The sequence below is a fragment of the Pontibacillus marinus BH030004 = DSM 16465 genome (genome assembly GCF_000425225.1).
GTDB classification, from domain to species: Bacteria; Bacillota; Bacilli; order Bacillales; family BH030062; genus Pontibacillus; species Pontibacillus marinus.
Window position 1 is genome coordinate 1 of sequence record NZ_AULJ01000067.1, and the last position, 19821, is coordinate 19821.

At 38.8% G+C, this 19821-nt stretch carries 17 protein-coding genes; all 17 read right to left on the minus strand.

Translation table 11 applies throughout. The features are described from left to right. Positions 1–244 precede the first annotated feature (244 nt). The 17 genes from recA to H514_RS0113950 all read right to left on the minus strand — a co-directional run bounded on the left by recA (position 245) and on the right by H514_RS0113950 (position 19370). Positions 245–1282 carry a recombinase RecA gene (gene recA, locus H514_RS0113870; RefSeq protein WP_027447503.1) on the minus strand — a complete coding sequence of 346 codons (1038 nt, stop codon included), beginning with the start codon at positions 1280–1282 and terminating at the stop codon, positions 245–247. 173 nt (positions 1283–1455) lie between these two features. Continuing rightward, entirely contained in the window at positions 1456–2715 is a 1260-nt protein-coding gene (locus tag H514_RS0113875) for a competence/damage-inducible protein A (protein WP_027447504.1), read from the minus strand. Beyond that, positions 2715–3293 (minus strand): CDP-diacylglycerol--glycerol-3-phosphate 3-phosphatidyltransferase, encoded by a 579-nt coding sequence (pgsA, locus tag H514_RS0113880; protein ID WP_027447505.1) that lies wholly within the window; start codon positions 3291–3293, stop codon positions 2715–2717. Before pgsA ends, H514_RS0113875 begins: the two co-directional genes overlap by 1 nt. A gap of 89 nt (positions 3294–3382) precedes the next feature. Then, the gene (locus tag H514_RS0113885) at positions 3383–4324 is read right to left on the minus strand and encodes a helix-turn-helix domain-containing protein (RefSeq protein WP_027447506.1); all 942 of its coding nucleotides are present in this window, start codon (positions 4322–4324) and stop codon (positions 3383–3385) included. Positions 4325–4342: 18 nt separating this feature from the next. Continuing rightward, positions 4343–5134, minus strand: coding sequence for a YmfK family protein (locus tag H514_RS0113890; RefSeq protein WP_027447507.1), 792 nt, complete (start codon positions 5132–5134; stop codon positions 4343–4345). A 238-nt stretch (positions 5135–5372) separates the two neighbouring features. Further along, positions 5373–5630, minus strand: a complete 258-nt coding sequence (locus H514_RS0113895; protein ID WP_027447508.1) for a DUF3243 domain-containing protein — start codon at positions 5628–5630, stop codon at positions 5373–5375. A gap of 81 nt (positions 5631–5711) precedes the next feature. Continuing rightward, complete coding sequence (gene ymfI / locus H514_RS0113900; RefSeq protein WP_027447509.1) at positions 5712–6434, minus strand: elongation factor P 5-aminopentanone reductase; 723 nt, start codon at positions 6432–6434, stop codon at positions 5712–5714. A gap of 12 nt (positions 6435–6446) precedes the next feature. Next, on the minus strand, positions 6447–7736 hold the full coding sequence (gene yfmH, locus H514_RS0113905) for an EF-P 5-aminopentanol modification-associated protein YfmH (RefSeq protein WP_027447510.1): 1290 nt from the start codon (positions 7734–7736) through the stop codon (positions 6447–6449). After that, the gene (yfmF, locus tag H514_RS0113910; RefSeq protein ID WP_027447511.1) at positions 7736–9022 is read right to left on the minus strand and encodes an EF-P 5-aminopentanol modification-associated protein YfmF; all 1287 of its coding nucleotides are present in this window, start codon (positions 9020–9022) and stop codon (positions 7736–7738) included. The genes yfmH and yfmF overlap by 1 nt, the downstream gene beginning before the upstream one ends. Before the next feature lie 790 nt (positions 9023–9812). Continuing rightward, positions 9813–10790: an ABC transporter permease gene (locus H514_RS0113915; protein WP_036843595.1), complete on the minus strand. Its 978-nt coding sequence runs from the start codon at positions 10788–10790 to the stop codon at positions 9813–9815. Next, on the minus strand, positions 10791–11837 hold the full coding sequence (locus H514_RS0113920) for an ABC transporter permease (RefSeq protein ID WP_027447513.1): 1047 nt from the start codon (positions 11835–11837) through the stop codon (positions 10791–10793). Then, entirely contained in the window at positions 11837–13363 is a 1527-nt protein-coding gene (locus H514_RS0113925; protein WP_027447514.1) for an ABC transporter ATP-binding protein, read from the minus strand. The genes H514_RS0113920 and H514_RS0113925 overlap by 1 nt, the downstream gene beginning before the upstream one ends. Before the next feature lie 212 nt (positions 13364–13575). After that, entirely contained in the window at positions 13576–14730 is a 1155-nt protein-coding gene (locus H514_RS0113930; RefSeq protein ID WP_027447515.1) for a BMP family lipoprotein, read from the minus strand. Positions 14731–14854: 124 nt separating this feature from the next. Further along, positions 14855–15580 (minus strand): GntR family transcriptional regulator, encoded by a 726-nt coding sequence (locus tag H514_RS0113935; RefSeq protein WP_027447516.1) that lies wholly within the window; start codon positions 15578–15580, stop codon positions 14855–14857. Between the two features lie 373 nt (positions 15581–15953). After that, positions 15954–18302, minus strand: coding sequence for an FtsK/SpoIIIE family DNA translocase (locus tag H514_RS0113940; RefSeq protein WP_027447517.1), 2349 nt, complete (start codon positions 18300–18302; stop codon positions 15954–15956). 91 nt (positions 18303–18393) lie between these two features. After that, entirely contained in the window at positions 18394–18618 is a 225-nt protein-coding gene (locus tag H514_RS0113945; protein WP_027447518.1) for a YlzJ-like family protein, read from the minus strand. Next, positions 18618–19370 carry a ClpP family protease gene (locus H514_RS0113950; protein ID WP_027447519.1) on the minus strand — a complete coding sequence of 251 codons (753 nt, stop codon included), beginning with the start codon at positions 19368–19370 and terminating at the stop codon, positions 18618–18620. Before H514_RS0113950 ends, H514_RS0113945 begins: the two co-directional genes overlap by 1 nt. Between the last annotated feature and the right edge of the window lie 451 nt (positions 19371–19821).

Genomic DNA, 19821 nt, shown 5'->3' on the forward strand with positions numbered 1-19821 from the left:
AACGGGTTGACTCCAGCGGAAGAACGGAGTGACGAGACCCCGCAGAGAGCTTGCGAATGAGGAGGCTCGGCGCTTCGTCCGCAGGAAAGCAACCCGTTCCACAGTCCGCCGCTCTCCATAAAAGCAACGGAACCACCCCGCACCAGCTTATTCAAGATTACTGCCATATTACTGAGTACTACACAGACACTTATTTAAGCATATATGTAAAAATCCCCCCTACCTATTTGGTAGGGGGGATTTATTAAACATCTAAACTACTTTGGTTTTCTTCTGCTTCTTCTTCATCTGGTGTTTCGTCCATTCCGTAATGCTGACGGATTTTAGCATGGATTTCGTGGTAAGTTTCTGGATTCTCTTTGAAGAATTGCTTAGCATTTTCACGACCTTGGCCTAATCGCTCGTCATTATACGAGTACCAAGAACCACTTTTCGTAATAATATCTAAGTTTGTACCGATATCAAGAAGCTCACCTTCTGCTGAAATACCTTCACCGTACATAATATCTACTTCAGCTTGTTTAAATGGAGGTGCTACCTTGTTTTTCACAACTTTGAGCTTTGTTTTATTACCGACCATTTCATTTCCCTGTTTTAATGTTTCCGCACGACGAACTTCAAGACGAACTGATGAATAGAACTTCAAGGCACGTCCACCTGGAGTTGTTTCTGGATTACCGAACATTACACCAACTTTTTCACGGATCTGGTTAATGAAAATAGCTGTTGTCTTCGATTTGTTAATGGCACCGCCAAGCTTACGTAAAGCTTGGGACATTAGACGGGCTTGAAGACCTACGTGGGAATCTCCCATTTCACCTTCGATCTCCGCTTTTGGAACAAGCGCTGCAACAGAGTCAATTACGATCATATCAATTGCACCACTACGAACTAGTGCTTCTGCAATTTCTAGAGCTTGCTCTCCTGTATCCGGCTGGGAAAGAAGTAATTCTTCAATATCCACGCCTAATGCACGTGCATAAACGGGGTCTAGAGCATGCTCAGCATCGATAAATGCTGCTTGTCCACCTTGACGCTGTGCTTCTGCAATTGCATGTAAAGCAACCGTTGTTTTACCCGAGGATTCAGGTCCGTAGATCTCAACGATACGACCGCGTGGATAACCACCAACACCTAAAGCAACATCCAATGCCAAGGAACCACTTGGTACGGTATTTATTTTCTTCTCGGCTTGCTCCCCTAACTTCATTACAGAGCCTTTACCGAATTGCTTTTCTATTTGACGTAACGCCATGTCGAGCGCTTGTTTACGATCACTCACGTTTCTTCCCCCTTAAGATTGAACTACTACAATCATAACTCTTTTTATGAAATTTAACAAGAAAAATACGAATAAACGTTCCCCATTTTTTATGAGTATGAACGAATAACTTTTCAATTTTGCTCTAAGAATCTTTTCAATTTAGGCCTTGAAATCAGTTGTATAATATAATTTTAATGATTTTTTTGTTTTAAATGATGATATAAAAGTTCATATCCTTTTTTTACAGCTTTGGTGCGTACCATGTCTCGATCACCATTGAAATAGAATCGTTTTGCAAAAGGTGATTCTCCATCAATATAAATCCCAATAAAGACGGTTCCTGCTGTGTGTCCTTCTACCTCATCTGGCCCTGCGACCCCAGTAAAACTTATTCCGATGTTTGAATCAAGTTTCTCTGCAACATTAACGGCCATCGATACTGCACAAGCTTCACTTACAGTTCCATAATGACTAATAATTAACTTTGGAACCTCTAGCAAGTTTTCTTTAACGCTTTTGGCATAACATACTACCCCACCATTACAAACGCTTGAAGCACCCTTTAATGTAACAAGACGTTCTACAAACTGTCCACCTGTTAAACTTTCAGCAGCAGATATAGTGAATTGTTTTTCTTTTAAAAGTTCAAAAACTGATTGGTCAATAGAGTCGTCGTCATACCCGTACACATAATCCCCTACACGCTCATAAATTTGCTGCTCCGTTACTTGAACAAGTTCTTTTGCTTTTGCTTCTGACTCAGCTTTTGCCGTTAGACGTATAGCAACTTCTCCATTACTCGCTAAAGGTGCAATGGTAGGATTTTGTTGTGCTGCAATGAGATCTTTTAAATCATGTTCGAGTTGAGACTCCCCAATCCCTATAAAACGAAGCATTCTTGAAAAGATAGGACTTTGATTTGGGAATGTTTGTTGAATATATGGAAAGCCCTGGTGTTGCATAATTGCTTTCATTTCTCTAGGTACGCCTGGTAAAAATATCCAAAGTGTATCATTCTTTTGAATAGCCATACCAGGAGCCATTCCAACGTCATTTACTAGAATATCGGCACCTTCAAAAATTCGTGCTTGCTTTCGATTGTTAGGGCTCATGGTAAAGCTATTTTTCTCATAATAGGCCTCAATATTTCTCATTGTCTCTGCATCTTCATATATTGGCTTTTCTAATATCTCAGAAGCCGCTTCACGTGTCATATCATCATCAGTAGGACCAAGACCACCTGTAACGATAACTAAATCTGATCGATCCTGAGCTAATGAAAAAAGAGAGGTTAAGCGCTCGTAATTATCTCCAATAACACTATGGTGAAATACATTGACACCATGTAATGCAAGTTGTTCAGATATCCATTGAGCATTTGTATTGGAGATTTGGCCTAAAAGCAACTCTGTACCAACTGCAATAATTTCGGCCTTTACACCATTCCCCATTATTTAGACCCCTCCATAACATGCCAGTTCTTAACAAAGTATTCTACTCCGGAAGCAACTGTAATGAGCATCGCAGCCCATAAAGAAATCGTCGCAAATGGAAAACCAATAAACGAAAACGGAAAGTTGTGTAATAGAAGTGCTGAAGCTGCAATAATTTGAATCCATGTTTTTAATTTACCCATTTGTCCAGCTGCAAGAACAATCCCTTCACCAGCTGCCACTAAACGTAAACCAGTTACAGCAAACTCTCTGCTTACGATCAGAATCACTAACCACGCTGCAGCCATGTCAAGTTCTACTAGAGAGATTAAAGCTGCTGAAACAAGCAACTTATCTGCTAAGGGATCTAAAAACTTACCTAAATTTGTGACAAGGTTATACCTTCTAGCATAGTAACCATCAACCCAGTCTGTAATGGAAGCGATTATAAATAGAATGGCTGCCACAAAGTGAGATACAGGTAAAGAGCTTTCACCAATCTCCCAAGTACCCCAATCTAATGGCACTGAAAGTAAAAAGATAATGATGGGAATCAATAGTATGCGTGATATAGTAATGCGATTTGGTATATTCATGATTTTTCCTCCATTTTCTGTTCCCGTGAAACATTTGTGTATTGACTAGAAAAAAGTCATCTTCTTCAAGATGACTCTTTTTCCTTAAACTATTGTGCTGATGAATCTTTTACGTTAATCCAAATGGTTTGAACAATATTTTCTTCTGGATTTACTGGATACTCTAGCTTCTGATCATTGATAAAAATGTTGGTTTGATTTGCTCGACCAACACGGATTCTAATACGTTCTTCTCCAGTAAGGTCTAAACTCATTTCAGGGGTGTCTGCGTTAAGGATCTTGCCAAAAAACTCTTTTCCTTTTCCGTTTCGAACACCTAAAAAGCTTTCATCATTTTGCTGCTTAATTTCTGCTCTTAATTTTAATTCATCTGCATTAACCAATTCTAGAGTAGATTCAGGTTCTGCCCCAGATCCTTTTTCTACCACATTAACCTCTTGCTTAGGCTCTTCTGGTTCTTTGGTTTCTTGTTTGTCTTCTTGATTATCTTCTCCGTTATTTTCATTTGATTGATCAGAATTATTCTGATCTCCTTCATTACTATTGCCTGAGCTACCCGAATCTCCATCTTCATCCCTGAAGACTTCATCACCTACACCATCTTCTTCCTGAACAGGTGTATTATCAGAATTAGAATCAATCGTTTTTTGATAAAAAATATACCCAACTACAAGAATACCGATTACAAGCAAACCAATAATAAATTTAGGTAAAAAAGTAAAGATAGCAGATCCTTTTGTAGATGCTTCGTCTTTATGTCGTTGTAGTCTTGTATATTGAATGTATTCCTCTTCACTCGAACTCGGAAGCTCATTCGCATGTTCTTCCATAATGATTTCGGGATCTAATCCAACCGCTTCAGCATATTGCCGAATAAATGCTCTTGTATAAAATTTACCCGGCATAATACTGAAATCGCCTTTTTCTATGGCTTGTAGATAACGGGTTTGGATTTTTGTTTCATTTTGGATATCATCAAGAGACATATTTTTTGCTTCTCTTGCTTCTTTTAACCTAGCACCGATTTCCATCTCTAAACACCATCCATTTTAAAAGTCAAACATGGAAAAGCCATCATCTTGATTAAATTCTGACTTATCTACTGTTTCGTATGTAATTTCTTCATCCTCACTATTGCGTAGCTCGATGATGTAGTCGAAATCACCTATTTTATATTCCGTTTCTCGTACGAACATATCTGGATGTTCAACAACCTTTGTTGCTGGAAGGCGCATAATCTCACGTACAAGTTGCCAATGTCTTTCATTTGCTCTTTTTGTTGATACAATTCCGTCGAGAATATAGAGGTTCTCAGGGGAATACTCATCCTCGATTAATTGACTTCGTATCGTTTGTTTAAGTAATGTACTTGATACAAAAAGCCACTTCTTATTGGCGGATACACTTGCAGCTACTATAGACTCTGTCTTTCCGACTCGAGGCATCCCTCTTATTCCAATGAGTTTATGTCCGTCTTTTTTAAATAATTCAGCCATAAAATCAACTAAAAGACCAAGGTCTTCGCGGACAAAACGAAACGTTTTTTTATCATCTATGTCACTATGTATATAACGCCCGTGTCTTACGGCTAAACGATCACGCAATTTAGGACGACGACATTTCGTAACAGAGATCGTGTCCATCGTTTGTAATATCGATTTCAAGCGATCAATTTGTTCATCATGTTTGCAAAGTAAAAGCATTCCTCGTCTAGAATCTTCAACTCCATTAATCGTAACGATATTAATGGATAGCATTCCTAGCAAGGAGGATATATCACCCAGCAGCCCTGGACGATTATACTTAATTTCATACTCCAGGTACCATTCCTTCTTATCCATATCACAACTCCTTCCTCATTAAACCTAAACGTAGATAATGAAAATGTTAGTTATCCCTATCATAAAGCAAATTGAAATATTAGAAAAGGCTAATATGGTCCAAAAACTTCACATTTTTTGCAGAAGTTATCAGAAAGAGAGGAAAGATTTCAGAAAAGAATGGCTATTTCATTAGACGAACACCAACTCCAATTGGTTTCATAACAAAAGAAAAAGCAAGAGGGAAATCCTCTCGCTTTTACTTCGTACCGTTATTTTGTACAAGTTTAACCATCATATTAGCAATTGCGTGTTGTTCTTCTTGAGAAGCAACACTCCATAGATCACGAAGCATAGCCTCTTGGTCATTTTTCGCATCTACTTGGTTTGCTAAATAGTCACCTACTTCATAGGCAAGGTTAGAGACGGCTTGGTCGTTCATTCCATCACCTTGAGCTTGGTGTAGGCGATCCCCTAAAAAGTCTTTCCAGGAATCCCAGTTATCTAATACAGACATGTCTAATTCCTCCTTCATTCAACTTACAGGATTATCTTTTGAAAAGACATCCGCTTTTATTCATGAAAGAAGGAAAAGTCATTATCCATTCCAAGCCCCTGTGACATTAATCAATTCTCCTTGTATATATGAAGAACGGTCATCTGCTAAAAATAAGGCAGTGTGAGCAATATCTTCTACTTGCCCCATTCTATTCACAGGGATTTCTTCTATAATCTCTTGTTTTTCTTCCTCACTTAAGTGACGATTCATCTTTGTTTCAATAATACCAGGACGAATCCCATTTACAGATATTCCAGAGGGTCCCACTTCTTTAGCCAGTGATTTGATAAAACTATCCTGAGCACCTTTAACTGTTGAATACAACACTTCACAACTTGCCCCAACATCTCCCCAAATAGAAGAGATTACAATTATATTACCAGCCTTTTTCTGAATCATGGTTGGTAATAGGTGACGAGTAACCTTCCAAGGAGCTTTCACATGCACATTATACATCATGTCCATATCTTCATCTGATACGTCTTGGAAGAGCTTGAGTTGGCTCACGCCGCTTGAGAATACAACTGTATCAACAGTGTGCTCCAGTGTCTCACAAAGACTCTCTATACCTGTTTCCGAACTTAAATCTGCTTGTATGGTTTGAAGAACAGCATCACGAGGTAGCTGGTCCTTTATATTTTTTATCGCTTCTTCATTGTGGTGATAATGAAGGATTAATTCATACCCTCCTTCAGCAAAAGATACGGCTATAGAAGCCCCAATATCTCCACTAGCACCTGTAATTAAGCATATTTTCCCCATCTTACTTCCTTTCTACTCTTCAGAAGGACGAACTTCTGTTACTGCGATACGATCTTCATCAATCCACGCTTTAAGGTGTTCTTCAACCTCATCCTTCGTTAAGGATTCAATGGCTGGTAAAACTTGAAACAGATCAATACCAAGATGACGATATTGAACAAACGTTGTTGCAATAAACTCTAGAGAGTTCATTGAACGCATAAACTGTCCGATCTTTTTCCTTTTCATTCGATTAAACTCTTCATCAGTTAAATTGCGACCCTTTAGCTCATGCAGCATTCCCTTTACACGCTCACTTAATTTTTCAGGGTTCCGTGTATTGCCGCCTATGATTGTGAAACCAAATGATTTATCAAGGTGTGTTTCGAAATGAAACGAATCATCTATTAAATCTTCATTATAAAGTGTTTCGAAAAACTCTCCACTCTTAGAGAAGAAATGATCCAATACCATATTCTTCATCATATCAGTCTTTAAGAATGTATCTTCATTCAAGTATTCTGTATCCTCTTTAACCCCCACTAAACATTTCGATACAGAAACAGGCATTTCTATAACCTTATGAGCTTCAGCAACACCTTTCGGCTCATCTGGATAAGATCGATCTATTGTAGGTGTAGCCTCAAATTCCTTAGCATTTTGATTCTCTTCAATCAACTTCATCATACTCTCAGGGTCAAAATTCCCTGCAACGAAAAATGTCATGTTGGATGGATGGTAAAACGTGTTATAACACGTATAGAGATCTTCTTTTGTAATATCTTGAATGGAATCAACTGTCCCAGCGATATCTACTTTTACTGGATGATCTTGGAATAAGCTCTGAATTGTTCCAAAGAATGCTCTCCAATCAGGTTGGTCATCATACATACGAATTTCCTGTGCGATGATTCCCTTTTCTTTTTCAACAGATTCATCCGAAAAATATGGATCCTGTACGAAATCAAGAAGCGTTCTCACATTTTCTTGAATATGTTGAGTTGCTGAGAACAAGTAAGCTGTACTTGTGAATGAGGTAAATGCATTTGGAGACGCCCCTAGCTTCGTGAAGTCTTGAAATACATCTCGATCCTCTTTCTCAAAGAGCTTATGCTCTAAAAAGTGTGCAATTCCTTCAGGCACCGTTACTTGCTCATTTTTACCTATTGGTGAAAAGGTTTGATCAATGGAGCCATACTCTGTTGTAAACACTCCAAATGTTTTAGCCATTTCTCGTTTCGGTAATAAATAGACCTCTAACCCGTTATCAAGTTTCTTGGAATAAAGCGTTTCTCCAATTTGTTCATAGTGTTGTGTATTCATTACGCATCGCCTCCCTCTTGCTTCGTTAGGAAGTAAACCGTATCTAAATGAACCTTTTCAGCTACTCGTAATACATCTTCTTTAGTAACCTGCTTCACTTCTTCAATGAGTTCATCTGGAGTGCGATCGCTTCCTGAAATCACCTGATGATAAAGGACTTCCACCACACCTTGTTGGTTGTCTAATGTCTCAAGGAATTGGTTTACAACAAGATCTTTTGTCTCCTGTACCTCATCATCAGAAAAATCACCATCTTTCATGGCTTTCATTTGTTTTTCAATAATATCCCGAGCTTGTTTGTAGTCATTTGGATCAATTCCACTAAATACAAGTAAAAGGCCTTTATGACTCTCAAATCGAGACGCAGCATAATAAGCAAGACTATGCTTTTCTCGTACGTTCATAAATAGCTTAGATGATGGGAATCCACCAAAAAGACCATTAAACACTTGTAGAGCAGGATAATCTTTATCTCCGTATCGAATATGCGTACGATAACCAAGATGAAGTTTTCCTTGTTGTACATTTTGCTTATCAATCACTTCGTTTGGTTGTTTAGGCGCCTCTTTTGAAGTGGTTTCAGTTGGAGTTATAGTAGGATTTGAATCCCTTTTAATTTCCTCTTCGACAATGTTTTGAATATTATTTTCGTCAAAAAGACCTTGCACATAAATGTCCATCTTATCTTGAGCAAGCATCTCTTGGTAATAAGCGTATAAACTCTCTCCTGTAATGTCTGGGAGGTCTTCTTCGTATCCATGAACATGGTATCGATAAGGCTCGTCACTACACATCTCATCTAGCAAACGACTGTTAGCATAACTCATCTTATCATCTTTTAATGATTTAATCTTTTGGGTTAACGTTTGCTTCTCACGATCTACAATGTTCTTATCTAAAGATTCTCCGTCCTTCTTAGGATGAAAAATGACTTCCTGCATTAATTGGAGTCCTTTACGAAGCAGGTCGTGATCTTCTGTCAAAAATTGATCATTAGCTACTTCCATTCGGAATGTCATGACATGATGCTCCCCTTTTTTAGAAGCATCTACTTTCAATACAGCTCCGTATAGGTCATCTAGTGCTGTGCGAAATGACCTTGCAGATGGATAGTTTTCTGTAGCTTGTTGTAGCACATAAGGTAACATTGCTCGTTTTGTAATGGTCTCTCGTTTGAGTGGAGATTTAAACTTCACGACAATTGTGTTTGTTTTATATTTGTTGCTCGGGATGATATGTATATCATATCCTTTGCTTTCATAACGTTTTTCGTCTATGCGCGGCATTAAAGTTCCTCCTTTAATCATACTAATACTTATCATTAGCCTTTCTTTATTATAGAAAAACTATCCAGTATTTTATGTATTCTTTGATTGTATCGCTTTTTCATTCTTGTGGCTAATAATATGGAAGGTGGTAAAACGAGTTCAACAGTTATTCCATTATAGCCCCCTTATCTTGAAGACTTGAAATCGAGATAAGTTGAGAGCAGTCCGTTGCTTTTGGAAGAGGTAGGGGTTCAGTGAAACGGCAATACTCCTGCGGAAGACCAGCTGAGCCTCCTCATACGCTACGCTCCTTGCGGGGTCTCATCTGCCCTTTCTACCGCGGGAGTTTGCCGTTTCCCTCACCCCTCTGCTGGTATGTAGATTAACGGACCCATAGCTGAGATCGTTTAAATTTCATTCTTAAGGAAACTGTATTTCAGAACCTAAAACCCTCTACATATAAAGCTTTAGATCACTTGAATGCAAAATGTTATAACAACATATTCAAATTCAGAAAACCGTACGATAGTTGCGGTTTCGTTATTCCCCATTCGACTCAGGTGGGCTGTGGAACGGGTTGACTCCAGCGGAAGAACGGAGTGACGAGACCCCGCAGAGAGCTTGCGAATGAGGAGGCTCGGCGCTTCGTCCGCAGGAAAGCAACCCGTTCCACAGCCCGCCGCACTCCACAACAGCAACGGAACCTCTCAGTTACATAACTGCCATAAAACTGAATAAAAGCACATGCGATTTCACTTAAGAAATCACATGTGCTTTAGAAGGTTATACTTTTGATTTATTCATGTTATTAACGACTACCCTTAATATATGGTGTACCAATAGCTTTTGGAGCTTCGGCACGGCCGATGAATCCTGCAAGGGCTAGGATTGTTAACACATAAGGTGCAATCATTAAGAAGACAGATGGAATATCTTGCAACAATGGAATAGATGACCCTGTTAAGCTTAAACTTTGAGCAAATCCAAAGAATAAAGCTGCTCCCATTGCTCCTAATGGATGCCATTTTCCGAAAATCATCGCCGCAAGTGCCATAAATCCTTGTCCAGCTATCGTCGCATGAGAGAAGTTTTGTGTAAATGTTAAAGCAAATACAGATCCCCCAATACCAGCAAATGCACCTGAAAGAATAACACCTGTATAACGCATTTTTGAAACGTTAATACCATTTGTATCAGCCGCCATTGGATGCTCCCCTACAGAACGAAGACGTAAACCAAATGGTGTTTTGTAAATAACATACCATACAACAAAAGCTAAAAGTATTGCAATATAGGATGTGATATACCCATCGAAGAACATAGGACCAATAACAGGAATGTCATATAGACCAGGTATTTGCACAGAATAGAATGGCTGATTCACCATATCTGTTTGACCCTTCCCATACCATTCTTCAATTAAGAAAAGACCAATTCCTAGCGCCAAGAAGTTAATCGCTACACCACTTACAACTTGGTCAGCTCTGAATGTTACTGAAGCTATAGCATGGATAACAGAGAATATAGCAGCTACGATCATGGCCACTAATGTTGAAATCCAAGGAGTTAAGCTAGCCCAAAAATCCCCCATTTCATTTAGCGGGGCTGAGATTGTAAGGTTTACAACAACCCCAACGAAAGCGCCCATGACCATTAACCCTTCTAAACCGATGTTTACAACACCAGAACGTTCACTGAACACCCCTCCTAATGCTGTGAAAATAAGCGGGGCAGCAAAGAATATGGCTGAAGGTACAATAAGTATTAAAACATCAATAATCCCCATTTATTTTTCCTCCTTTTTGAAGCGAGAAAGCGCCCAACGAATGATATATCCTGAGGCCACAAAAAGAATAATTAATGCAACCACGATGTCTACTAGCTCTTGAGGAACGCCTGAGGATGACATATTCAAGGCTCCAACTTTTAACGTTCCGAATAAGAAGGCTGCCAGTACAGTTCCTAGTGCTGCATTACCACCTAGAAGGGCAACAGCGATACCATCAAACCCTATATTCGTAAACGCATTATTTACGGACATATATTGGAATGTCCCTAGACCTTCCATCGCACCAGCAACCCCTGCGAAACCACCAGAGATAATAAAGGATAAAATAATATTTCGGTTCACATTCATTCCAGCATATTTGGAGGCATGAGGGTTATAACCTACTGCACGCAACTCATATCCTTTAACGGTTTTCTCAAGAATAAACCACATGATGATCGCACCAATAATGGCGATAATGAATCCAAAGTGTAATCGTGAAAATCCTGTTAGATCTGAAAGCCATGTTGATGCTAATGAAGCAGAATCATTTACATATTCTGTTTTATCATCGTTATCTGTTAATACCGAACGAATTAGTGCATTACATGTGTACAATGCAACGTAGTTCATCATGATGGACACAATAACTTCGTGAACACCAAATCGAGCTTTCAAAAACCCTGGTACAAATCCCCAAGCTCCGCCAGCTAATGCGGCTACTAAAATCGCAAGCGGCAAATGGATAACCATCGGCAAATCCATAGCCGTTCCAACCCATACAGCAGCTAGCCAGCCAACAAACACTTGACCTTCAACACCAATATTAAATAACCCAGTACGGAACGCAAATGCTACGGCTAGTCCGGATAAAATATATGGAGTCACTTTTACAATAGTTTCACCAAAGAAGTATGCATCTCCAAATGCACCATTCCATAAAGCAGCATAACCACTTATTGGGTTATATCCAAAAATAAGCATTATAATTGCGCCTGAAAGTAAACCTAATACAACAGATATGACGGGTATAAGTATGTTCGTTAATCGATTATTCGAGAACATTAGCTGTCACCTTCCTTTTGCTTCTTACTACCTGCCATGAGAAGGCCGAGCTCTTGTTCATTTGTTTCTTCTGGTTTTACATTTGCAACCACTTGACCATCGAACATAACTGCAATACGGTCACTAACATTCATAATTTCATCTAATTCAAAAGATAACAGTAGAACAGCTCTTCCTTTATCACGTTCTTCTACAAGCTTTTTGTGAATAAATTCTATTGCACCTACATCCAATCCACGTGTTGGTTGGGCTGCGATTAATAGGTCAGGAGAGCGGTCCACTTCCCTACCTATAATAGCCTTTTGTTGGTTACCACCCGAAAGTGCACGAGCAGGTGTATATTCACTTGGAGTACGAACGTCATACTCTTCTATTAAACTATTGGCTTTTCTATAAATTTCTTTATAGTTTAAAACACCCATGTTTGCATAAGGCTTTTGATAATAGTTTTGAAGTGCCATGTTTTCCCCAATAGGAAAATCTAGTACGAGTCCAAATTTATGTCGGTCTTGAGGAATATGGGAGACACCTGACTCTGTAACCTTACGTGGTGAGAGATTCGTAATGTTTTGACCATTCAATTCAATAGAACCACTTTCAGCATCACGTAAACCTGTAATCGTTTCAATCAATTCACTCTGACCGTTACCATCAACTCCTGCAATACCAACGATCTCACCAGCTCGAACATCTAAGTTCAAGTCTTTAACCATATCTACACCACGTGTATCTTTTACACGAAGGTCTCGAATATGTAGGATATCTTCTTTCGGATTGGCAGGTTCTTTATCTGTATTAAAGCTAACTTCTCGACCTACCATAAGGGATGCTAGTTCAGTGGTATCTGTTTCAGAAACATTTACTGTACCGATCCCTTCCCCCTTACGAATAACCGTACAACGATCACAAACTTCCATAATTTCTTTTAGTTTGTGCGTAATTAAAATAATAGATTTTCCTTCTTGGATCAGCGTTTTCATAATTTGAATAAGTTCTTTAATTTCTTGAGGTGTTAATACGGCTGTGGGTTCATCCAAGATTAAGATATCAGCACCACGGTATAATGTTTTTAATATTTCTACACGTTGCTGCATGCCAACCGAGATATCTCTTATCTTTGCTGTAGGATCTACCTTTAGACCATACCTTTCTGAGATCTCACGAACCTCTTGTTCCGCACTTTTTGTATCAACTGTTGTTCCACTTTTTGGTTCAGCACCTAAAATAATGTTTTCTGTTACCGTAAAGGTATCTACTAGCATAAAGTGTTGGTGTACCATTCCGATTCCATGTTCGTTAGCGACGTTAGGGTCTGTAATCTTTACAGGTTCACCCTTTACACGAATTTCACCTTTTTCCGGCTGATATAACCCGAATAACACGTTCATTAAAGTAGACTTTCCTGCTCCATTTTCTCCAAGTAAAGCGTGAATTTCACCTTTTTTTACTTGTAGGTTGATATTGTCATTGGCAACTATACCCGGAAACTCTTTTCTAATGTTTAACATTTCAATAACGTAATCCACTCTACTCACTCCTTATGTCCCCAATACGTTAGGCAATGTGATGTTAAAAAGTTACTGATTCGTACAAAAATTTCATACCTAGTTCCTAACGTGTAAAAATCAGCAAATGAAAAGGGCCGGAACCGGAATTTCCTTTTCATTCAATGACTTTTTCTCTATTAGTTGTTTAGAGAAGAAAAAGGCTAGATAATCTAGCCTTTTTCAATTACTTCTTAAAGAGAATCTAAATAAGATTGAAGTTCTTCACGTGTGCTTGGTACTTCGATATCACCGTTTACAATCTTTTTCTTCCACTCTTGTACAGCTTGTTTGATTTCGTCTGTGTAAGCTTCTTTATTTGTAGGAGCTACAGAAATTGCATCGTCATCAAGACCATATTTAACAATTTCTCCACCAGGGAAGTTACCGTTCATTGCTTTTGTTGAAATATCTTGTACAGCAACGTCTACACGTTTAACCATTGAAGTAAGTGTAACGTTGTGATCACCAATTTGACCTTCAGCATACTGGTCACGGTCAACACCGATTACCCATACTTTTTCGTCAGGATTACTGTTTTTGATGTCTTTTGCTTCAGAGAATACACCGTTACCAGTTGCACCAGAAGCATGATAGATTACATCGATACCAGATTTGTACATTGTGTTCGCAATTACTTTACCTTTGTCTGCGTTAGCGAATCCACCTGCATATTTAACGTCTACAGTAATGTCTGGATTAACAGATTTAACACCTGCGCGGAAACCACTTTCGAATTTCTTAATAAGGTCTCCTTCTACACCACCAACGAATCCAACTTTGTTAGATTCAGTCTTTTTAGCAGCTGCAACACCTACAAGGAAAGAACCTTGGTGCTCTTTAAATGTGATGCTAGCAACGTTTGACTTGTCTACAACAGAGTCAACAATTGCAAAGTTCGTTTCAGGGAAACGCTCTGCCGCCTGAGAAATTGCATCGTTAAGTAAGTAACCAATACCATAAATAAGGTTGTAGTCTTTCTTTACTAGACGAGTGATGTTTGGAAGATAGTCGGCATCAGACTCGGACTGAGCGTAATTGTAACCATTTGGTCCTTTTTCTAGGCCATTTTCTTTACCGAAAGCCTGAAGACCTTCCCAAGCAGATTGGTTGAAGGATTTGTCATCAACGCCACCTACGTCAGTAACCATAGCTACAGTGAAGTCACTATTGCCTTCTTCACTATTGCCCTCGTTATTAGAACCTTCTTCACCGTTGTTATTCTCTTCAGAGTTGTTGTTCTCTTCGTTATTTTCTCCACCTGTTTCTTCAGATGATCCACATGCGCCAAGGATCATACCAATTGCTAGTATTAAAGCAAAAACTAATAGAAAACGACGTTGTTTCAAATTCATTACCCCCTACACTAATTTAATAGATTCATAAATCCAATATGTTCGACAACACGTTGATACCTCTCCCCCATCACCTCCTTAAAGTACTATCGCCATTATGACATACAATTGAAAGCCCTTACACCCGTTTTCTCAAAACATGGAAAGCAAACTTGTCTGCACGGAAATAGTTTTTTGAGTATAGTACAGGTTCATCTTCATCTGTATAATGCATTTGCTTAAGTAGTAACAAAGATTGATCTGGTTCACAGTCTAGAATTGAATAGAGCCTTTCTTGATAAGATACAGGTTCTAAAAACGTAACCGCATAACTTATTCTCTTATCACTATGTTGCTCTAAAAGCTGAAACATTGATCCTCCATGATGAACATGTTCAATTGGAATTAAATGATCAGGAATTTTATCGATGCAATATACAACAGGTAAATCGTCTGCAGTACGTACACGTTCAATTTTTGCTAATGTTTCGACATTTACAGGATAAAATTTTTTAATGTCCTCTTCTGTAGGTTCAACCATCTCTGTTGACAAAAACTGACTTCCTGGCTTCATACCACCACGTTCAATCATTTCTGTTACACTAAATAGTTCTTCAATCCCAGATGAGAACACTGGCTTTGGATTCACAAATGTTCCAACACCATGTCTTCGTGTTACCACATTTTCTTCTTCTAATATCCGTAAGGCTTCTCGTAAAGTAGCACGTGAGACACCTAGTTTCTTTGACAATTGAAACTCGGATGGAAGTTTTTCTTTTGCTTGATATAAACCGCTATCAATATCTTTTTTAATTTCGTCAATCACCTGTAAATAGAGGTGACGATTATCTGTTTTTATACTCATGTAGTTCACCCCAACCGAATCGCTATGTGAGAGATCTGACATCTGACGTTCGACTCATCACATTCGAGATTAATATAACACTTTTCTCGACATAAATAAATAGAATTCTACTATTTTTATGAAAAAGCCCCCATGTCTTATTAATCACAATTTTCTAATAAAACTCAAGTTTATTGGGATACATGTGAGTAAGCGATTGCAAGCTGTAGTATGTCATAAAAGATTTTGTCGAATGATTGTGTCCCACTATTTCTCTTGAAATTATTGTTATCATAGGGTTTTTGGAATTGTGAAGGGGTAGTAGAGGTATGAGATCTTTGAGATACTTTTTATTTATAGCAAAAGGTGCCCCTAAATGGGACACCTTTTGCTGTTAGGACGATCGTTCTTCATTTTGTTGTTGGGAAACAAGTACTTCTCTAGGTTTACTTCCTTCATAAGGACCAACAATATTGCGTTCTTCCATTGCATCAATAAGTCTTGCAGCACGTGTGTAACCAATTCTGAACCTTCGTTGTAACATGGATACACTTGCGCTTTGCATTTCTAAGACCATTTGTACTGCATCTTCATATAAATCATCATCTACTTCTTGTTTTACTTCAGTCTCTTCTTCTGGGATCATTTCCTCTTCATATTGAGCTTTTTGTTGTTCAACACAATAATTTACGACTCGTTCTACTTCTTCATCAGATAAAAAAGCACCTTGTACGCGTGTGGGTTTAGAGGCTCCTACTGGTATAAACAACATGTCTCCACGACCTAGTAGTTTTTCTGCTCCCCCTGTATCTAAAATCGTACGTGAATCTGTTTGTGAAGACACGCTAAATGCAATACGTGAAGGAATATTTGCTTTAATAACACCTGTTATAACATCAACGGAAGGTCGCTGTGTTGCAATAATAAGGTGAATACCCGCTGCTCGTGCCATTTGGGCAAGTCTTGTGATAGCATCCTCTACCTCATTAGAGGCAACCATCATTAAGTCTGCTAATTCATCGACAAGAACAACAATATACGGAAGTTGTGGCTGCGTATCCTGACCTTCTTGATTATGTTTACGAACATACTCATTATACCCTTCAATATTACGTGTACCAGTATCAGAAAATAAGTCATAACGACGTTCCATTTCTGATACAACTTTCTTCAGCGCTCTAGATGCTTTTTTCGGATCTGTAACTACAGGCGCTAAAAGATGCGGAATGCCATTGTACACATTAAGTTCGACTTTTTTCGGGTCAATCATCATCATCTTTACTTCATGAGGTTTTGCACGCATTAAGATACTCGTAATAATTCCATTAATACATACAGATTTACCGCTTCCAGTAGCACCTGCAACAAGTAAGTGAGGCATCTTGTTTAGTTCAGATACAATAGCATCACCTGAAATATCACGTCCAAGCGCAAATAATAGTTTCGAATCATTCGTAGATTTCGAATCCAATACTTCTCGAAGACTTACAGTTGCCACTTCTTGGTTTGGAACTTCAATACCTACTGCAGACTTTCCGGGAATCGGCGCTTCTATACGGATATCTTTTGCTGCTAAAGCTAAGGCTAAATCATCATGTAAGTTTACAATCTTACTAACCTTCACTCCCACATCCGGATACACTTCATATTTGGTAACTGATGGACCTACATGCACCTTTGTTACTTTCGCTTTAACACCAAAGCTTTGGAAGGTTTGCTCAAGCTTTTTAACGGTTGCTTGAATTTTAGATCGCTCTTGTTGTTGTGCATTATGGGTTGGTTCAGCTAATAAGTCCATCGTAGGTAAATGGTAGTCAAGATTCTCAACTTCAGTTAATGGCAAGGATTGTGTTATATCTACTTCTTCTTGTTGCTCATCCTCTTTCGACGTTTGAGCTGCGGCGTTAGCATCAGTCTTGTCCTGCTCTTCAGAAGAACTTGTATTACTGCTATAAGCAACATCAGTGAAGTCTTGAATGACAGGCTCATGATCTTCTCCAGATTCAATCTCTGAAGGAGGGGACTGTAAATTGTCCATATCTTCTTCTTGTTGTTCTAATTTCTTTTGCTCAGCAGCTTCTTTTTTCTCTTTTTTCTTTTCTGAGTATTGTTCTTTTTGCTCTTTCAGAAGATCCAACTGGTTTGAGAAAAATGCTTTGAACTTTTCAACAACTTTTTGCAAGACATTTCCTAGTGATAGATCTGTTAAAAATAACACACCTACTACCATCGCAAAAAAGGAAACAATTTTCGCTCCTGTTGGGGCAAATAGGTAATACGTAAAGGCAAAAAGTGAAGCTCCGATCATTCCTCCACCAAGCTGTGTTGGTGGAAGGTCCGCTTGTAAATAAGCTTGAAAGTGATTCCAAGTTGTTTTAATAATTGAAGGCTCAACATTATTCTTCATGATCGCTTCAAATGTTTGGACATGTGTCAGCAAAAGAATTGCACCAAAAAGTATGTAAAATCCAACAAATCGTTTATGTAAGAATAATGGCCATTTTCTTTGAATCATTAAATAAAGACCTACAATTAAGAAAAAGATAGATACAATAATATACCAGATGCCAAAGAAAAAGCGGAATAAATGCTCTAGGCCGCTCGGTATTGCCCCCCCAGCAATGGCACTAGCACCACTGGCAAAAACGGCAAGAAAAATGAAAAGTAAGCCGACTAGCTCAAATTTCACCTGATCTTTCATCTTCGTTTGTTTTTTTGATTTTTTACGTTTTTTCTTGGCCATTTTATCACCTCTATTCTATGACAGAAAGCAGCCTTTACGGCTGCTTTCTTTGTCTATTATATCATATCGATAGAGGATACGAACAGTTTGTTCACATCTCGACATCTGTCACAGAAAATGTATTACCAGGAATAAAATTTTGATCTAAATAGTCTTGAGGATCTGTTGATAGCAGTTGAACAAGCTGAACAGTTCCGTCATCATTGTCATACACTTTCATACTCTTGCCGTTAACAGACACGATACGTTGTTTTTCATAGCTTTTTGGATCATCCTCGTAAATATCATGTTCGCTTAAAGGTGTGTAATGAATCATTATTGAATCACCATCTGTTCACCGTCATCTGATTTGTTTGCACCAATCATTTCGTTTAACTTTTTGATTGCGTGACTTACGCCGCCCACTTCATTAATCAATCCGTATTTCACTGCATCATCACCAATGACGTTGGTGCCGATATCTCTTGTTAAGTTTCCTTTTGCAAACATCAAGTCTTTTAACTTTTCTTCGTCAATATTTGAGTTTCCAGTTACGAAATTTAACACACGCTCTTGCATTTTCTCTAAGTACTCAAATGTTTGTGGAACTCCGATAACAAGACCGTTCATACGTACAGGGTGAATCGTCATTGTTGCTGTTTCAACGATAAAGGAATAATCCGTAGCAACAGCAATAGGAACTCCAATGGAATGACCTCCTCCAAGAACAATTGATACGGTTGGTTTGGATATTGATGCGATCATTTCTGAAATCGCAAGACCAGCTTCAACATCTCCTCCTACCGTATTTAACAATACAATAAGTCCTTCTATCTTTGGATTCTGTTCTATCGCAATTAGTTGCGGTATTAAATGTTCGTATTTTGTTGTTTTGTTTTTAGGAGGTAACTGAACATGCCCTTCTATCTGACCAATAATCGGTAAAATATGAACATTGGAGTCTGCCGCTTGGGGCACATTGGACTGCCCTAACTGCTGAATTTTTTGCATTAAAGCAGACTGTTGCTGCTGTTGTTGTTGATCCTGTTGTTGATCCTGATCTTTGTTTGGTTGATCTTCATTACCCATACATGATCGCTCCTTTCACACTTTCGCTTAGTATGAGCGAAGTTGGGACGAAGCATGCATGAAAATGGAACACTATAAATGTAAGCAATAAGAGTTATAACTTTTAATCGATCTTCGACTATAGCCCACTTATCTTGAAGACTTGGTTTCGAGATAAAGTGCGTATGGTTCCGTTGCTTTTGTGCAGATCGGCGGGCGGGGGAACGGGGGGCCTTCCTGCGGACGAAGCGCCGAGCCTCCTCATTCGCAAGCTCTCTGCGGGGTCTCGTCACTCCGTTCTTCCGCTGGAGTCAACCCGTTCCACAGCCCACCTTTGCAGAATGAAGACTAACGGAACCGCCGTAGTTCTGGGAGAGGTTGTTCTGATTCCAGTAGTATAATCCTATCATGACAAGGGTGTGAGCAACTTCTATGAATAAGAATGCCAATCCATATGAGGTGGGAAAGTCCA